Raw genomic sequence first — 16,013 nt, 5'->3', positions numbered from 1 at the left:
ATGGGATCGCCCCCGGGGTTGTCGGCGCCGGGCCATAGACTCGAAGGGCCATGACTAGCCTCTTTGACGACCTCCCGCTCCCCGGTTTCGAGGCTCCTGCCGCCGGGTCGAAGCCGACCGCCGCCGATGAGCCGCCGTACGGCACCGACGAGCCGTACGAGCCCTACGAGCCGTCCGACGGGGCTCCGTACGAGGAGGTCCCCTACGAGGAGGCCCCCTACGAGGAGGAGCTTCCGGACGGGCTGTTCCAGACCGACTACGCCGCCGCCACCGAGCGCGACGCCTGGCACCGCAACGGCGCCGCCCGCACCGTGGTCGACCCGGCGCAGCTGCTGGAGGGCATGAACGACCCGCAGCGCGAGGCCGTGCTGCACGCCGGTTCCCCGCTGCTGATCGTGGCCGGTGCGGGCTCGGGCAAGACCCGGGTGCTGACCCACCGGATCGCGCACCTGCTGGCCGCGCGCGGGGCGCAGCCGGGCGAGATCCTGGCGATCACCTTCACCAACAAGGCGGCCGGCGAGATGCGCGAGCGCGTCGAGGCACTGGTCGGCCCGCGCGCCCGGGCGATGTGGGTCTCCACCTTCCACAGCGCCTGTGTACGGATCCTGCGCCGTGAGTCCAAGCTGCTCGGCTTCACCTCCAGCTTCTCCATCTACGACTCGGCGGACTCGCAGCGGCTGATGTCGCTGGTCTGCCGCGACCTGGACCTGGACCCGAAGCAGTTCCCGCCGAAGTCCTTCACCGCGAAGATCAGCAATCTCAAGAACGAGCTGATCGACGAGGAGGCCTACGCCGGGCAGGCCGCCAACCCGATGGAGCGGAAGCTGGCCGAGGCATACACCCTCTACCAGCGGCGCCTGCGCGAGGCCAATGCGCTGGACTTCGACGACATCATCATGACCACGGTGAACCTGCTCCAGGCGTTCCCCGACGTCGCCGAGCACTACCGGCGCCGGTTCCGACACATCCTGGTCGACGAGTACCAGGACACCAACCACGCCCAGTACATGCTGGTGCGCGAGCTCAGCGGCGGCTCGGTGGCGGCCGCCCCCAAGCGCACCGTGGACGGCGACTGGGTCAACGAGGCCGCCGGACGCCTCGCCGAGGTGCCGCCCGCCGAGCTCTGCGTGGTCGGTGACGCGGACCAGTCGATCTACGCCTTCCGCGGCGCGACGATCCGCAACATCCTCCAGTTCGAGGAGGACTACCCCAACGCCACCACCATCCTGCTGGAGCAGAACTACCGCTCCACCCAGACCATCCTCACCGCCGCCAACGCCGTCATCGAGCGCAACACCAACCGCCGCAAGAAGAACCTGTGGACGGCCGGCGAGAACGGCGAGAAGGTGGTCGGCTACGTCGCCGACGACGAGCACGGCGAGGCCCAGTTCATCGCCGACGAGATCGACCGGCTCACCGACGCCGGGGACGCCAGGCCGGGCGACGTGGCGATCTTCTACCGCACCAACGCGCAGTCCCGTGTCTTCGAAGAGGTGTTCATCCGGGTCGGCCTGCCGTACAAGGTGGTCGGCGGCGTGCGCTTCTACGAGCGCAAGGAGGTCCGGGACGTCCTTGCCTACCTGCGGGTGCTGGCCAACCCCGAGGACACCGTGCCGCTGCGCCGGATCCTCAACGTGCCCAAGCGCGGCATCGGCGAGCGCGCCGAGGCCATGATCGACGCGCTTGCCGCACGCGAGCGGATCAGCTTCGCCCAGGCGCTGCTGCGGGTGGACGAGGCGTACGGGATGGCCGCGCGCTCGGCCAACGCGGTGAAGAAGTTCAACGCGCTGATGGCCGGGCTGCGCCAGGTCGTCGAGTCGGGCGCCGGTCCGGCCGCCGTGCTGGAGGCGGTCCTGGAGGAGACGGGCTACCTGGCCGAACTCCAGTCCTCCACCGACCCGCAGGACGAAACCCGGGTGGAGAACCTCCAGGAGCTCGCCTCGGTCGCGCTGGAGTACGAGCAGGACCCGGGCGAGCGGCCCGACGCCGAGGAGGAGGGCACACCGCCGGTCGGCTCGCTCGCCGACTTCCTGGAGCGGGTGGCACTGGTCGCCGACTCCGATCAGATCCCGGACGAGGACGTGGAGGGCACGGGCGTCATCACGATGATGACCCTGCACACCGCCAAGGGCCTGGAGTTCCCGGTGGTCTTCCTGACCGGCATGGAGGACGGGATCTTCCCGCACATGCGTGCGCTCAACCAGGTCAAGGAGCTGGAGGAGGAGCGCCGCCTGGCGTACGTCGGACTGACCCGCGCCCGCCAGCGCCTCTACCTCACACGGTCGGTGCTGCGCAGTGCCTGGGGCCAGCCCTCGTACAACCCGGCCTCCCGCTTCCTGGAGGAGATCCCGGAGACGCTGGTGGAGTGGAAGCGTACGGGTGCGGCGTCGGCCTCGCGCGGCTTCTCGTCCTCCTCCGCGCGCTCGTCCTCCTCCTCGCGCCCGGCCTCCTCCTCGCGGTCCTCGTACGGTTCCTCGTCGTACGGGTCCTCCTCTTCGTCGTCGTCCTCGGCCCCGCGTACGGCGGCCGGACCGAAGGCGGGCTGGGGGCAGTCGGCCCGGCGGGTGGTCGAGCGCGAGGTGGTCTCGCTGGCGGTCGGCGACCGGGTCACCCACGACAGCTTCGGCCTGGGCACCGTGGTGGCCACCCAGGGCGTGGGCGACAAGGCGCAGGCGACGATCGACTTCGGTGCCTCCGGGCGGAAGCAACTGCTGCTCCGGTACGCGCCGGTGGACAAGCTCTGACTGCCGCCCCGGGAGCAGCGGTGATCCGTTGGCCGGCGGCCTGCTGTCGGCCGTCGGCTTGGTGTGGTGGGACGTGCGGCCGGGCGGCGTGAGTAGTCGGGCGGAGCGCGCGGTTCACGAGGCGCGCCGCTCGGCCCTCGGCTCCGCCGCTTCCGCCCGCCTTCGCTCCGCCGCCTCCAGCGCGCGCCGCACCGACTCGACCGTGCGGGGGTGCGAGGGCAGGCCGATGTGCCCGGCGCCTGCGACGAGTTGGTTGTCGGCGGTCAGGTCCGGGTGGTGCAGCCAGGCGTGCGGGCCGGGCAGGACCAGTTCGTCGAACTCGCCCCGGACGGCGGTGAAGTGGGTACGGCACCCGGCGCGGGCAGCCGCAGCTCGGCCATCAGGGGGCTGTTCGGGCGCAGTTGGCGGGTGATCGGGAACGGGGTCGGGAGGAGCGCGGCGGTGGTTCCCTCGTGCGGGGTGGCCAGGGTGACCAGGGTGTCCACCAGCTCGTCCCCGCCCAAGCGTTGGACGTAGTAGCGGGCGATCACCCCGCCCAGGCTGTGCCCGATCAGCGCGACCGGAGCGCCACCGTGCGCCTGGCTGGCCCACTCCACGTGACGGGCCAGGAGGATGGCGGCAGCCCGTACGTCCCTGGTCAGCGGGCTGTGGTTGAGGGCGTGCAGATGCGTCCAGCCATGACCGCCCAGCGTGCGGCGGAGCGGGGCGAAGACCGCGCGGTTGTCGATGAAGCCGTGCAGCAGCAGGACCGGACCGTGGTGCGCGGGAGCCGCCGCGTACCGGGCCGGGCACGGGCGCGGCTGGTGCTCGGGCGGGACGCCGGTCGGATAGCGCAGCAGGTGGCCGGCGAGGGCGGCGGCCTCCGCGCCCGCGCCACGGACGGTGACGGCGGTCCGCTGGAACGGAATGCTCATTCGGCCCTCCCCGGCAGGGCGGCGCGGGTTTCCCCGGGCCGGTCGGCGCCGGGGCAGGCGGTGCTCACATGCTGCTCGCCCGCAGGGGCGCTGCCCGCACACTCGGTGCTAGCGCGGGCAGCGCTCGTACAGGCAGCACCGGTACGGGCGTTGACCACCCGGGCACCGCTCGCCCGGGTGTCGCTCTGGGCAGGGTTCGTCCAGGCGTTGCTCGTGCGAGTGGTGCCCGCATGGGCGGGTGCGACAGCGCTTACCCAGGAGTCTGCGGTGCCGGGACGGGCGTGGGCAGTGCACATACGGGCGCGCGCAGTGCACGCGGCGGCGCAGGTGGCGCCGACCCGGGGGTCGGCGGGGCACGGCAGTGGGTACGCACCGCGCGGAAGTGGGTACGTACGGGGGTGACTGGTGGGTGGTGCTGTGATTTTCCCCTCCTCTTGACGGCCGAAACGGCCAACCGGTCCTGGTGGCGCTAACCTCCCCTCAGTTCTGTTATCGGTGGTTAACCGCGCGCGTGCCCGACCCGGTCGGCCGCTGTGGTGGACAACGTGGTCCAGGAGGCAGTGATGGGTGTGTCAGGGCCGATCCGAGTGGTGGTCGCCAAGCCGGGGCTGGACGGTCATGACCGCGGGGCCAAGGTCATCGCTCGAGCACTGCGCGACGCCGGCATGGAGGTCATCTACACCGGCCTGCACCAGACACCGGAGCAGGTCGTGGACACCGCGATCCAGGAGGACGCGGACGGTATTGGACTGTCGATCCTCTCGGGCGCGCACATGACCCTGTGCGCGCGGGTCATCGAACTGCTCAAGGAGCGGGACGCCGCCGACATCAAGGTCTTCTGTGGCGGGATCATCCCGGACGAGGACATCGCCGAGCTCAAGCGGATCGGTGTCGCGGACATCTTCACCCCGGGCACCCCGACCCGGGACGTGGTCGCCTGGGTCGAGGCCAACCTCCGTGCCGCCGGCTGAGACCGTGCCCTCCGCATTGCGGGCTGAGGCCTTTCTCCGCGTCGCCGGCTGAGGCAGGCCCCGGCAGTCGGCCACGCTCGCACCAGGGCCCCGACGCCTCGGGGGTGCCGACGCGCGCTCCCGAGGCGGTCGTACGGGTGATCCGGGCCGCCGGCCCACCAGACGGGGCGGCGATCAGACGTTCAGCTCGGTCAGCATCGCCTCCCGGAAGCGCAGTGTCGCGGCCAGCCGGTTGAAGGTGTCGGCCCAGGCGGTGTCCGGTGCGGCGCCGGATGCCAGCGCCTCGACGGCCGGGGCGGTTTCGGGAGCCAGCGCGCGCTCCGTCATACCGAGTACCCCGCTGTGGCTCCAGGGGTAGGCCCCGGTGCGGGCCGAGCGCTCAAGTGCCGCCACCACGGAGGTACTCAGCGGCGGTGTCCACGGGGTGGCGCAGGCGCCCAGCAGCTGGAACGCCTCGCCGAGTCCGTGGCTCTCGATGAACGCGGCCGTCCAGGCGGCCCGTTCGGCCGGTGGCAGAACGGCGAGCAGTTTGGCCGGTGCGCCCACCGTACCGCCGGCCTGGCCCGGGCGAGGACTCGGGCCGAGCAGGGCCCGGGCCCACTCGACGTGCTGTTGGCGGACGGCGGCCCGCGCCCATCCCTCCCGCAGGTCGTCGGCCCAACTCCCGGCCTGCACCGAGCCGTCGCCGCCCTGGCCGGTGAGGTCGACATCGGCGTCGACGACGGGAAGGCGGAGCAGCTGTTCGGGGGTGAGGCCGGTGTCGCTGGTCCACAGGTCGAGCGGTGCCGCAGCGATGATCTCGCCGAACCACCAGGCCCGCTGGCCACGCCCGGTCGGCGACTTGGGCGGTATGCCGTCCCGCTGCATCGCCGAGTCGCACTCGACGGGAGGGCTGACCACCAATCGGGTGCCACCCGTCTCGCCGGCCGGGCGGACCAGGCGCACGGCGGCGCGGGCGCGCTCCGCCATCCGGGCGGCGAGCGCCGACCTCGGCAGGGTGGAGAGCAGTTCGGCGGCCGTACTCCGGACGTTCTTGCTGCGATCCGAGAGCGCGGCCTCCAGGAACGGCTCGTCGAGTGGGGAGAGGCCCTCCTGCAGGGCGTCCAGGAAGAGCAGGCGGTCCTCGGCGCGCTCGGTGGACCAGGTGCCGCGCAGCAGGTCGAGGGCGGCGGCCGGAGCGCTGCGGCGGAGCCTGGTGAGGTGGGTGACCCGCTCGGCGAACAGGCCCTCCTCCCATATCCGGTCACCCGGATCGGCCGGGGCGGTGCCGCCCCCGCCCCCCGAGGCGCCGCCTGCGGCACTGGCGGAGCGGCCCGGCTCGACCGCGGTGCGGGTGACGAACCGCCAGTCCGGGTTCCGCTCGGCCAGCCAGCGGCCCAGCGGGCCGGCCAGCGCGACCGCGTCGGGCCGCAGCTCGCTGCGGGCCCGGGCCGCGTCCAACAGCGCGGGGAGCAGAGCGGCGGGCGCTCGGAAGTCATGCTCCCGGGCAGTGGCGAGCCACTGCGGCAGCAGTTCGCCGAGGTTGGCCACCATGCCCGCGCTGCTCCGCCCGCCGACCAGGACGGCAAGCCGCCTGGCCGCCGCCTCGGGCAGCTCGCGGCGCGGGTCGGGGGCGGCTGGCTCGGGCAGCCCGTCGGCCTCGGCGGCCACCGCCCCGGCCCGGCGGCGGACCGTCTCCAGCGCGGCCAGCTCCAGCAGCGCGGTGGCGGCGTCGGCACGCTCCACGGCCTGGGCCGCCGCGCTCAGCGCCGGCGAGCCGGTCAGGGCGGGCAGCGGACGGCGGTCGGTGCCCAGCATGGCGGTGGTCTGGAGTTCTTCCCAGCTGTCGCCGGCGGTGGTGAGAGCGGTCACCGGTTGGCTCCTCTGCTCGGGCGGGCCGGGCGGCCTGCGGCGGTGCGTACGGCGGCCGGTGGGACCGGGTGCGCCGCGGTGCGTGCGGGGGCCGGCCCCGGCCGGCCCCGGTGAACGGAGGGGATCGGGCCACCGGCCGTACGGGGCGGGCGAGTCGGGGTGTGCGGCCCGGCCGCCCGCCGCCCGCTGCCGATGCGGTGGGAGGACGGTGGGCGCCGACCGGCTCCGGCGTGCTCTGCCACGGCCGGCCGGTCGCGCGGCGGACCGGGACGGAGGGTCATTGGGCCACCCCCGTCGGGCGGTGGTCGTGGCCCCAGGCGGTGACCGGGGCGAAGCCCGTGTGGCCGTACTCCCCGAAGAGGGTCACCGGGTGGCCGGCCGACACGGCGGCCAGCCGCCAGAGCGCGGACTCCGGGGCGCTGCCGCGGCGGACCGGGACGCTGTGCAGGCCATCCGTCAGCTGCCAGCCCTCGGCGGCCAGGACGGGCACGACACCGCTCAGCGTGGTCGGCCAGGACTCCAGCCACGGATCGTCCGCGACCGCCGCGCCGTACTCGGTGACCGCCTCGGCCACCGAGAGGCCGCTGGGCGCCTCGGCCGGCCCTGCCCCGGGGGCACCGTACCGGGTGCCGAGGACGGCCCGCAGGGGGCGGACGCCCGGGTGGAAGGCCAGCTCGGCCTCCAGCAGGCGGCCGGTGGGGAGGGCAAGGTCGGGAGCCTGGCCGGGGCGGCCGAAGGAGAGCAGCAGGGCCGGGCGGCCGGTCTTGGCGCCGCGCAGCCAGATCCGGCGGGTGGTCAGCCGCTCGTCCGAGGTGTCACGGGCGCCGAGCACCAGCCAGCGGTCCCGCACCGTCGGCCCGGCGAGCAGCTCGGCGGTGTCGGTGGTGTAGCCGACCCGGGCCCGCACCGTGGCGGCCAGCGGGTCGGGCAGCCGGTCGGCCCGGCCGTACGCCCCGGCCAGCAGGTGCAGCAGCGCGTACTCGGCGAGCAGGCCGTCCTGCGGGGTGCCGTCCAACTCCCTGACCCGGGCGGCCAGCCCGGGGGCCTGGGCGTCGATCATCCGGGCCGCGACCTCGCCCCAGTCGCCAGCGGCCGTGGAGTGGTCGGCGAGCCCGTGCCGGACCCGGTCGGCCAGCCGCAGCCGCAGCTCCTGGGCGCCCGCCGCGACCCTGGCGGCCCGCCGGTCGGCCCGGCGCCTGGCCGCCGCCGGGTCGGCCGCCTCGGCCTCCGCCCTGGCCGCCAGCCGCTGCGCGACCTGCTCACTGCGCTGCTGACGTCCTTCCAGCCATTCGGTGGCCCAATCCGGTGGCTCGGCGCCCTCGGCGACCGCCTCCGGGCTGCCGCTCCAGAGCAGCAGCAGGCCCAGGGCGTGCTTGCACGGGAACTTCCGGCTGGGGCAGGTGCACTTGTACGCGGGAGTGGCCAGTTCGACCACCGTCCGGTACGGCGTGCCGCCGCTGCCCTTGCACTGCCCCCACAGAGCGCCCTGCCCCCAGCCGACCTGCGACCAGGGAGCGGGCGCGGACAGCTTCCCGGCCGCCTTGCACGACGCCTGGTCGGGTGCGAGGGACAGGACGTGTTCGGTGCTCCAGCGTTCCTCCATGCCGACGACGCTAGGACGGGCCACTGACAGCCGGACTGGGGGAACTGACGTCCGGTCACCGGTCGGGCGTCGGTTGTCAGTGGGCGGGTGCATGGTTGTTCCTGCGAGTCGGGAACGTACGTACGACCCACCCGTCTTCGCACGTCAGAAGACATCTGCGCCGATGCTCCCCACCGATCCACCACCGCCCGGGCGCCCCCTCGCAGGGGCTCGGCGGCCGACTCCGAGGAGCTTTTGATGACCATCCTTTCGAGTGAATCCACAGCTCGGTCCGAGGCCCCGGCCGAGGTCCTGCGCGCGCATGCCGAGGACGCTTTCGCCGCCGAGCTGGCCGCCCTCGCCGCCCACGACGACCGGCCGCGCCCCGAGCGTTGGCGGCTCTCGCCCTGGGCCGTCGCCACCTACCTGCTGGGCGGTGAACTGCCTGACGGCACCGTGATCACTCCCAAGTACATCGGCCCGCGCCGGGTCGTCGAGGTCGCCGTCACCACGCTGGCCACCGACCGCGCGCTGCTGCTGCTAGGTGTCCCGGGCACCGCGAAGACCTGGGTCTCCGAGCACCTCGCCGCCGCGATCAGCGGCGACTCCACCCTGCTCGTCCAGGGCACCGCGGGTACGCCCGAGGAGGCCGTCCGCTACGGGTGGAACTACGCCCAGCTGCTCGCACAGGGCCCCAGTCGGGAGGCCCTGGTGCCCTCCCCGGTGATGCGGGCGATGGCCGACGGCAAGATCGCCCGGGTCGAGGAGCTGACCCGCATCCCGGCCGACGTCCAGGACAGCCTGATCACCATCCTGTCCGAGAAGACACTGCCGGTACCCGAGCTCGGCACCGAGGTCCAGGCCGTCCGCGGCTTCAACCTGATCGCCACCGCCAACGACCGGGACCGCGGCGTCAACGACCTCTCCAGCGCGCTCCGCCGCCGGTTCAACACCGTGGTGCTGCCGCTGCCCGCCACGCTGGAGGAGGAGGTCGACATCGTCACCCGCCGGGTCAACCAGCTCGGCCGCTCGCTCGACCTGCCCGACCTGCCCGGCGGCGCCGAGGAGATCCGACGGGTCGTCACCGTCTTCCGCGAGCTGCGTGACGGCATCACCGCCGACGGCCGTACCAAGGTCAAGACGCCCAGCGGCACCCTCTCCACGGCCGAGGCGATCTCGGTGGTCACCAACGGCCTCGCCCTGGCAGCCCACTTCGGCGACGGCGTGCTGCGCGCCGCCGACGTCACCACCGGCATCGCCGGCGCCGTCGTCCGCGACCCGGTGGCCGACCAGGCGGTCTGGCGCGAGTACGTCGAGGGCGTGATCCGCGAGCGGGACGGCTGGAAGGACTTCTACCGCGCCGCCCGCGAGCACTCCCGCTGATCCACCGGACCAACCGAGAGGGGAGGACACCATGAGCACCGAGGTGACTCTGCTGGGCGTACGGCACCACGGGCCCGGCTCCGCCCGTGCGGTGGCCGCCGCGCTGGAGCAACTGCGGCCGGACGCCGTCCTGATCGAGGGCCCGCCGGAGGCAGATCAGATCATCGCGCTGGCGGGCGAGAAGGACATGGTGCCGCCCGTCGCCCTGCTCGCCCATGTCGTCGACGACCCGGCCAGGGCCGCGTTCTGGCCCTTCGCGGTCTTCTCGCCCGAATGGGTCGCCATCCGGTACGCGGTCGAGCACGAGCTCCCGGTCAGGTTCATCGACCTGCCCGCTGCCCAGACCTTCGCCCTGGCGGAGGCCGCCGGGGGAGTGCCGGGGGGCACTTCCCCGGCACCGGGCACCGGCACCGGGCCGGCGAGCGACACCGACGGCGATTGCGGCACCGTGCCGGCGGGTACGGCGCCGGTCGTCCACGACCCGATCGGCGCACTCGCCGAGGCCGCCGGCCACGACGACCCCGAGCGCTGGTGGGAGGACGTCATCGAGCACCGCGCGCCCGGCGCCGACGCACTCGCCCCCTTCGCGGCCGTCGCCGAGGCGATGAACGCCCTGCGCGAGCCGGGCTCCGGCACCGCCGTGGCCGTCGGCCGCCGGGACGAGCTGCGCGAGGCCCACATGCGCCAGCAGATCCGTGCCGCCCGCCGCGCCGGGCACACCCGGATCGCCGTGGTCTGCGGCGCCTGGCACGTTCCCGCCCTGCAGTCCATGCCGACCGTCGCCCACGACCGCGCCCTGCTCGCCGGGCTGCCGAAGAAGCCGAAGACCGACATCACCTGGGTGCCGTGGACCCACCGCAGGCTCTCCCAGCACACCGGCTACGGCGCCGGCATCGACTCGCCCGGCTGGTACCACCACCTCTTCACCGCCGGCTCCGAGCCGGTGACCCGCTGGATGACCAAGGTCGCCGAGCTGCTCCGCGCGGAGGACCACCCGGTCTCCTCCGCCCATGTCATCGAGGCCGTCCGGCTCGCCGACTCGCTCGCGGTGATGCGCGGCCGTCCGCTCGCGGGGCTCACCGAGACCCTCGACGCCGTACGGTCCGTCATGTGCGACGGCTCCGACATCGCCCTCGCCCTGGTGCACGACCGTCTGGTGGTCGGCGACGCCCTCGGCGAGGTCCCGGAGGCGGTGCCCGCCGTACCGCTCCAGCGCGACCTCGCCCGGCTGCAGCGCAGCCTCCGGCTCAAGCCGGAGCCCGAGGAGCGTCAGCTCGACCTCGACCTGCGAAAGGAGCTGGATGCCGCCCGGTCCCGGCTCCTGCACCGGCTGCGCCTGCTGGGCGTCGACTGGGGCACCCCGGCCCGGTCCGCCGTCAACTCCACCGGCACCTTCCGGGAGAGCTGGCGACTGCGCTGGGAGCCGGAGTTCGCGGTGCGCGTCGTCGAAGCCGCACAGTGGGGCACCACGGTCGAGGACGCCGCGACCGGCAAGGCCGTCGAGACGGCGCTCGGCACCACCGAGCTCGCCCGGCTCACCGGCCTCGCCGAACGCTGCTTGCTCGCCGGGCTGTCCACCGCACTGCCGGCCGTGATGCGGGTCCTGGGCGACCGGGCCGCCCTCGACACCGACGTCGCCCACCTCGCCGACGCCCTCCCCGCGCTGGTCCGGGCGCTGCGCTACGGCGACGTCCGGGGCACCGACAGCAGTGCCCTGGAGGGCGTCGCCCGCAGCCTCGCCGACCGCATCTGCATCGGCCTCCCGTCCGCCTGCACCGGCCTGGACGCGGACGGCGCCGCCGCCATGCGCGCCCGTCTCGACGCCGTGCACACCGCAGTCGGCCTGCTGGCGTCGGCACAGGTCGACCCCGCGGCGGAGACGGGCCGCCCGGCCGGTACGCAGACCGAGGGAGCCACCGCCCCGGGTACGGCGGAGAACGGCCGCGCGGACTCGCACGACGCTCCCGCCGTCGCCGCCGTTCCGGGCGGGGGCGACTCGCCCGCCGACCGGTGGGCCGCGACGCTGCTCGCGCTCTCCCGCCGGGAGCCGTCCGCAGGGCCGGCCACCGGAGTGCCCGGGCTGCTGCGCGGCCGCGCCGTCCGGCTGCTGCTGGACGACGGCCGGCTCGACTCCGAGGAGGCCGGGCGCCGGATGGGGCTGGTCCTCTCTGTCGCCAACTCCCCTGCGGACGCGGCGGGTTGGGTGGAGGGCTTCCTCGCCGGCGGTGGCGCCCTGCTGCTGCACGACACCCGGCTGCTAGGTCTGCTCGACGCGTGGCTGTGTGGTGTGTCCGGCGAGGTCTTCGTCGACGTACTGCCGCTGCTCCGACGGACGTTCGCCGAGTTGGAGGCAGGTGTCCGGCGCACGGTCGGCGAGCGGGTCGCCGCCGGTCCCCTCGGCACGGGTCCGACCGCCGCCCGCGCCGCCGTCCGTCTCGACCAGTCCAGGGCCGACGCCGCACTCCCCACCCTCGCACTGCTGCTCGGCCTCCCGGCCCCCTCCGGCAACCCCGGACCGCCCCGCATCCCCCGCCAGTCCGACCGCCGAGCCCGCTGACCCGGCCAGGGAGGGGACCGGCCCATCGGAACCCGAGCATCGGCATCGATGTCAGTGCCGTCCGAGAAGCTGACAGCGCGCAGATCGAATCCCGCAGGCGAGTTCCACCGCCGAGCCCTGCCGCCGAGCCCCGGCCGCCACGCCCCAGTCCGCCGAGCAGCCGCCTTCGAACCCGAGAGCTCTCTCCCGAGAGCTCTCCAGACGAGGAGACCGAGATGCCCACCGCCGCCGATCCCGCCACCGACCCCACCGCCCCCCTCCAGGACGGCGCCGCCGAGCGGCTGCGCCGGTGGCGGCTCGTGCTCGGGGGCGAGTCCGACGGCACCGGCTGCCGACTCACCGGCCGGGACACCGCGATCGACGACGCGCTCGCCGCGCTCTACCGGGGTGGGGGTGACCCGGCGGCCGGCCGGCGGCAGGGCGCCCGCAGCGCGGGGCTCGGCGGGTCGGCGCCGCAGGTGGCCCGCTGGCTGGGGGACATCCGGGAGTACTTCCCCACCTCGGTGGTCCAGCTGATGCAGCAGGACGCGATCACCCGCCTGGGCCTGGACCGGCTGCTGCTGGAGCCGGAGATGCTGGAGGCGGTCGAGCCGGACGTGCATCTGGTCGGCACGCTGCTCTCGTTGAAGCACGCCCTGCCCGCCACCACCAGGGAGACGGCCCGGATGGTGGTCGGCAAGGTGGTCGCCGAGCTGGAGCGCCGCCTCGCGGACCGGACGAGGGCGACGCTCGGCGGCGCCCTGGACCGCAGCGCCAAGGTCAACCGCCCGCGCCACCGCGACATCGACTGGGATCGCACCATCCGGGCCAACCTCAAGAACTACCTGCCCGACGCGGGTCCTGACGGTCGTGGCACGGTGGTGCCCGAGCGCCTGATCGGGTACGCCCGGGCCCAGCGGGCGGTGAAGAAGGACGTCATCCTCTGCATCGACCAGTCGGGTTCGATGGCGCCGTCGGTGGTGCACTCGGCGGTGTTCGGCGCGGTGCTGGCGTCGATGAAGAGCCTGGCCACCCGGCTGGTCGTCTTCGACACCTCGGTGGTCGACCTGACGGAGCAGCTGACCGACCCGGTGGACGTCCTGTTCGCCACCCAGCTCGGCGGCGGTACGGACATCAACCGCGCCCTCGCCTACTGCCAGTCGAAGATCACCCGCCCGTCCGAGACCATCGTGGTGCTGATCAGTGACCTGTACGAGGGCGGCATCCGCAACGAGATGCTCAAGCGGGTGGCCGCGATGAAGGCGGCGGGCGTGCAGTTCATCGCGCTGTTGGCGCTCTCGGACGAGGGCGCCCCGGCGTACGACCACGCGCACGCCGCCGCGCTGGCCGAGCTCGGTGCCCCGGCCTTCGCCTGCACACCGGACGCCTTCCCGGAGATCATGGCCGCCGCGATCGAGAAGCGGCCCCTGCCGATACCGAAGCAGGACTGACCACGTAGTCGACGCCGAAGACCACCCGGAAGGGGCATGAGGACGGCCGGAGGGACGAGGGCCGGAGCGGAAGTGAGGACCGGGGCGGGGCAGGGACAGGGCCGGAAGGGCCGCCGCCCGTCACCTGCGGGTCGCGAGTCCCGCACAGGGCTCTCACCCGATCGGCATACCCGCTGTGAGCTGGGCGCACGACACGCTCGGATGCGCCCGTTGTGACGGTTCTCACCAAACAGGAGCGGGCCCGGGGCGAAACACGGCCGTCGTACGGGGATAACCTGCCAGACGGACGTGACGCGCGTGTTGATTGACGTGTGCGCCCGAGGCTCCGCAGGCCGCAAGGCCGTACATCTGCGTACCTGCCCAGCCCCGACGACCCGCAGCGAAGATCCTGCCGTGGCACGCTCGTAGAACACAATCCGCGACCACGAACAAGGACGAACACACGTGGACCTGTTCGAGTACCAGGCGAGGGACCTCTTCGCCAAGCACGGCGTGCCCGTGCTGGACGGCGAGGTCATCGAGACCCCCGAGGCTGCTGCCGCGATCGCAGAGCGCTTCGGTGGCCGCGCCGTCATCAAGGCGCAGGTGAAGGTCGGTGGCCGGGGCAAGGCCGGTGGCGTCAAGCTCGCCTCGGACCCGGAGGACGCCGTCGCCAAGGCCGGGGCGATCCTCGGCATGGACATCAAGGGCCACACCGTCCACAAGGTGATGCTGGCCCAGACCGCGGACATCAAGGAGGAGTACTACGTCTCCTTCCTGCTCGACCGCACCAACCGCACCTTCCTGGCCATGGCCAGCGTCGAGGGCGGCATGGACATCGAGGAGGTCGCGGCCACCAAGCCCGAGGCCCTCGCCAAGGTCCCGGTCGACGCCAACGAGGGTGTCACCCCGGAGAAGGCCGCCGAGATCGTCGCCGCGGCCAAGTTCCCGGCCGAGATCGCCGAGCAGGCCGCCGAGGTTCTGCAGACCCTGTGGAAGACCTTCGTCGCCGAGGACGCCCTCCTCGTCGAGGTCAACCCGCTGGTCAAGAGCGGTGAGGGCAAGCTCATCGCGATCGACGGCAAGGTCTCCCTGGACGAGAACGCCGAGTTCCGTCAGCCGGAGATGGAGTCGCTGGTCGACCACGCCGCGGCCAACCCGCTGGAGGCCGCCGCCAAGGCCAAGAACCTCAACTACGTCAAGCTCGACGGTGAGGTCGGCATCATCGGCAACGGCGCGGGTCTCGTCATGAGCACCCTGGACGTCGTCGCCTACGCCGGTGAGAACCACGGTGGCGTCAAGCCCGCCAACTTCCTCGACATCGGTGGCGGCGCCTCCGCCGAGGTCATGGCGAACGGCCTGGAGATCATCCTGGGCGACGCCGACGTCAAGTCGGTCTTCGTCAACGTCTTCGGTGGCATCACCGCCTGTGACGCGGTCGCCAACGGCATCGTGCAGGCCCTGGCCCTCCTCGAGGAGAAGGGCGAGCAGGTCACCAAGCCGCTCGTCGTCCGTCTGGACGGCAACAACGCCGAGCTGGGTCGCAAGATCCTGACCGACGCCAACCACCCGCTGGTCGAGCAGGTGGACACCATGGACGGTGCGGCCGACCGCGCCGCCGAGCTGGCCAACCAGAAGTAAGGAAGGGGACTTTAACCATGGCTATCTTCCTTACCAAGGACAGCAAGGTCATCGTCCAGGGCATGACCGGCTCCGAGGGCATGAAGCACACCCGCCGGATGCTCGCCTCGGGCACCCAGATCGTCGGTGGCGTGAACCCGCGCAAGGCCGGCACCACCGTTGACGTCGACGGCACCGAGGTCGCGGTCTTCGGCTCCGTTGCCGAGGCCATCGAGAAGACCGGTGCCGACGTCACCGTCATCTTCGTGCCGCCGAAGTTCACCAAGGACGCCGTTGTCGAGGCGATCGACGCCGAGATCGGCCTCGCGGTCGTCATCACCGAGGGTGTGCCGGTCCACGACACCGCGGCCTTCTGGGCCTACGCCGGTGCCAAGGGCAACAAGACCCGCATCATCGGCCCGAACTGCCCCGGCCTGATCTCCCCCGGACAGTCCAACGCGGGCATCATCCCGGCGGACATCACCAAGGCCGGCAAGATCGGTCTGGTCTCCAAGTCCGGCACGCTGACCTACCAGCTGATGTACGAGCTGCGGGACATCGGCTTCTCCTCCGCTGTGGGCATCGGCGGTGACCCGGTCATCGGCACCACCCACATCGACGCCCTCAAGGCGTTCCAGGAGGACCCGGAGACCGAGCTCATCGTCATGATCGGTGAGATCGGCGGCGACGCCGAGGAGCGTGCCGCGGCCTACATCGCCGAGCACGTCACCAAGCCGGTCGTCGGCTACGTCGCGGGCTTCACCGCCCCCGAGGGCAAGACCATGGGCCACGCCGGCGCCATCGTCTCCGGCTCCTCCGGCACCGCCCAGGCGAAGAAGGAGGCCCTCGAGGCCGCCGGCGTCAAGGTCGGCAAGACGCCGTCCGAGACCGCCCGCCTGGCTCGCGAGCTCTTCGACGCCAACAAGTGAGCCGTACGGCGCAGCGCTAGCCGCTGAGCCGTAGCCGAGCGTTCGCAGCGGCG

At 73.1% G+C, this 16,013-nt stretch carries 10 protein-coding genes; 7 read left to right on the top strand and 3 right to left on the bottom strand.

Annotated features, from left to right (window positions below):
• The first annotated feature begins 50 nt into the window (after window positions 1-50).
• On the top strand, window positions 51-2,744 hold the full coding sequence (pcrA, locus tag ACWDAK_RS00740) for a DNA helicase PcrA (RefSeq protein ID WP_344634761.1): 2,694 nt from the start codon (window positions 51-53) through the stop codon (window positions 2,742-2,744).
• A 263-nt stretch (window positions 2,745-3,007) separates the two neighbouring features.
• Here the strand turns inward: pcrA and ACWDAK_RS00735 are convergent, their stop codons facing one another.
• Window positions 3,008-3,658: an esterase/lipase family protein gene (locus tag ACWDAK_RS00735; protein WP_427392826.1), complete on the bottom strand. Its 651-nt coding sequence runs from the start codon at window positions 3,656-3,658 to the stop codon at window positions 3,008-3,010.
• Window positions 3,659-4,221: 563 nt separating this feature from the next.
• On the opposite strand from ACWDAK_RS00735, the gene ACWDAK_RS00730 reads away from it, so the two are divergent.
• Window positions 4,222-4,629, top strand: coding sequence for a cobalamin B12-binding domain-containing protein (locus ACWDAK_RS00730; protein ID WP_145790664.1), 408 nt, complete (start codon window positions 4,222-4,224; stop codon window positions 4,627-4,629).
• A 174-nt stretch (window positions 4,630-4,803) separates the two neighbouring features.
• Here the strand turns inward: ACWDAK_RS00730 and ACWDAK_RS00725 are convergent, their stop codons facing one another.
• Both ACWDAK_RS00725 and ACWDAK_RS00720 read right to left on the bottom strand, forming a co-directional pair.
• Window positions 4,804-6,480: a DUF5691 domain-containing protein gene (locus ACWDAK_RS00725; protein ID WP_449806436.1), complete on the bottom strand. Its 1,677-nt coding sequence runs from the start codon at window positions 6,478-6,480 to the stop codon at window positions 4,804-4,806.
• A 277-nt stretch (window positions 6,481-6,757) separates the two neighbouring features.
• On the bottom strand, window positions 6,758-8,083 hold the full coding sequence (locus ACWDAK_RS00720; RefSeq protein WP_344638124.1) for an SWIM zinc finger family protein: 1,326 nt from the start codon (window positions 8,081-8,083) through the stop codon (window positions 6,758-6,760).
• Between the two features lie 237 nt (window positions 8,084-8,320).
• Between ACWDAK_RS00720 and ACWDAK_RS00715 the strand changes: the two genes are divergently transcribed.
• From ACWDAK_RS00715 to sucD, 5 genes are all read left to right on the top strand, one after another.
• Window positions 8,321-9,445: an ATP-binding protein gene (locus ACWDAK_RS00715; RefSeq protein WP_344638123.1), complete on the top strand. Its 1,125-nt coding sequence runs from the start codon at window positions 8,321-8,323 to the stop codon at window positions 9,443-9,445.
• 31 nt (window positions 9,446-9,476) lie between these two features.
• Window positions 9,477-12,002 (top strand): DUF5682 family protein, encoded by a 2,526-nt coding sequence (locus tag ACWDAK_RS00710; protein WP_427392827.1) that lies wholly within the window; start codon window positions 9,477-9,479, stop codon window positions 12,000-12,002.
• A gap of 215 nt (window positions 12,003-12,217) precedes the next feature.
• Window positions 12,218-13,432, top strand: coding sequence for a VWA domain-containing protein (locus tag ACWDAK_RS00705; protein WP_344638121.1), 1,215 nt, complete (start codon window positions 12,218-12,220; stop codon window positions 13,430-13,432).
• 444 nt (window positions 13,433-13,876) lie between these two features.
• Window positions 13,877-15,052, top strand: a complete 1,176-nt coding sequence (gene sucC / locus ACWDAK_RS00700; protein ID WP_344638120.1) for an ADP-forming succinate--CoA ligase subunit beta — start codon at window positions 13,877-13,879, stop codon at window positions 15,050-15,052.
• A gap of 17 nt (window positions 15,053-15,069) precedes the next feature.
• Window positions 15,070-15,960 carry a succinate--CoA ligase subunit alpha gene (gene sucD / locus ACWDAK_RS00695; protein ID WP_344638119.1) on the top strand — a complete coding sequence of 297 codons (891 nt, stop codon included), beginning with the start codon at window positions 15,070-15,072 and terminating at the stop codon, window positions 15,958-15,960.
• Window positions 15,961-16,013 lie beyond the last annotated feature (53 nt).

Source organism: Kitasatospora sp. NPDC001175, from assembly GCF_053598215.1.
This window is presented reverse-complemented; position numbering and strand designations above follow the sequence as displayed.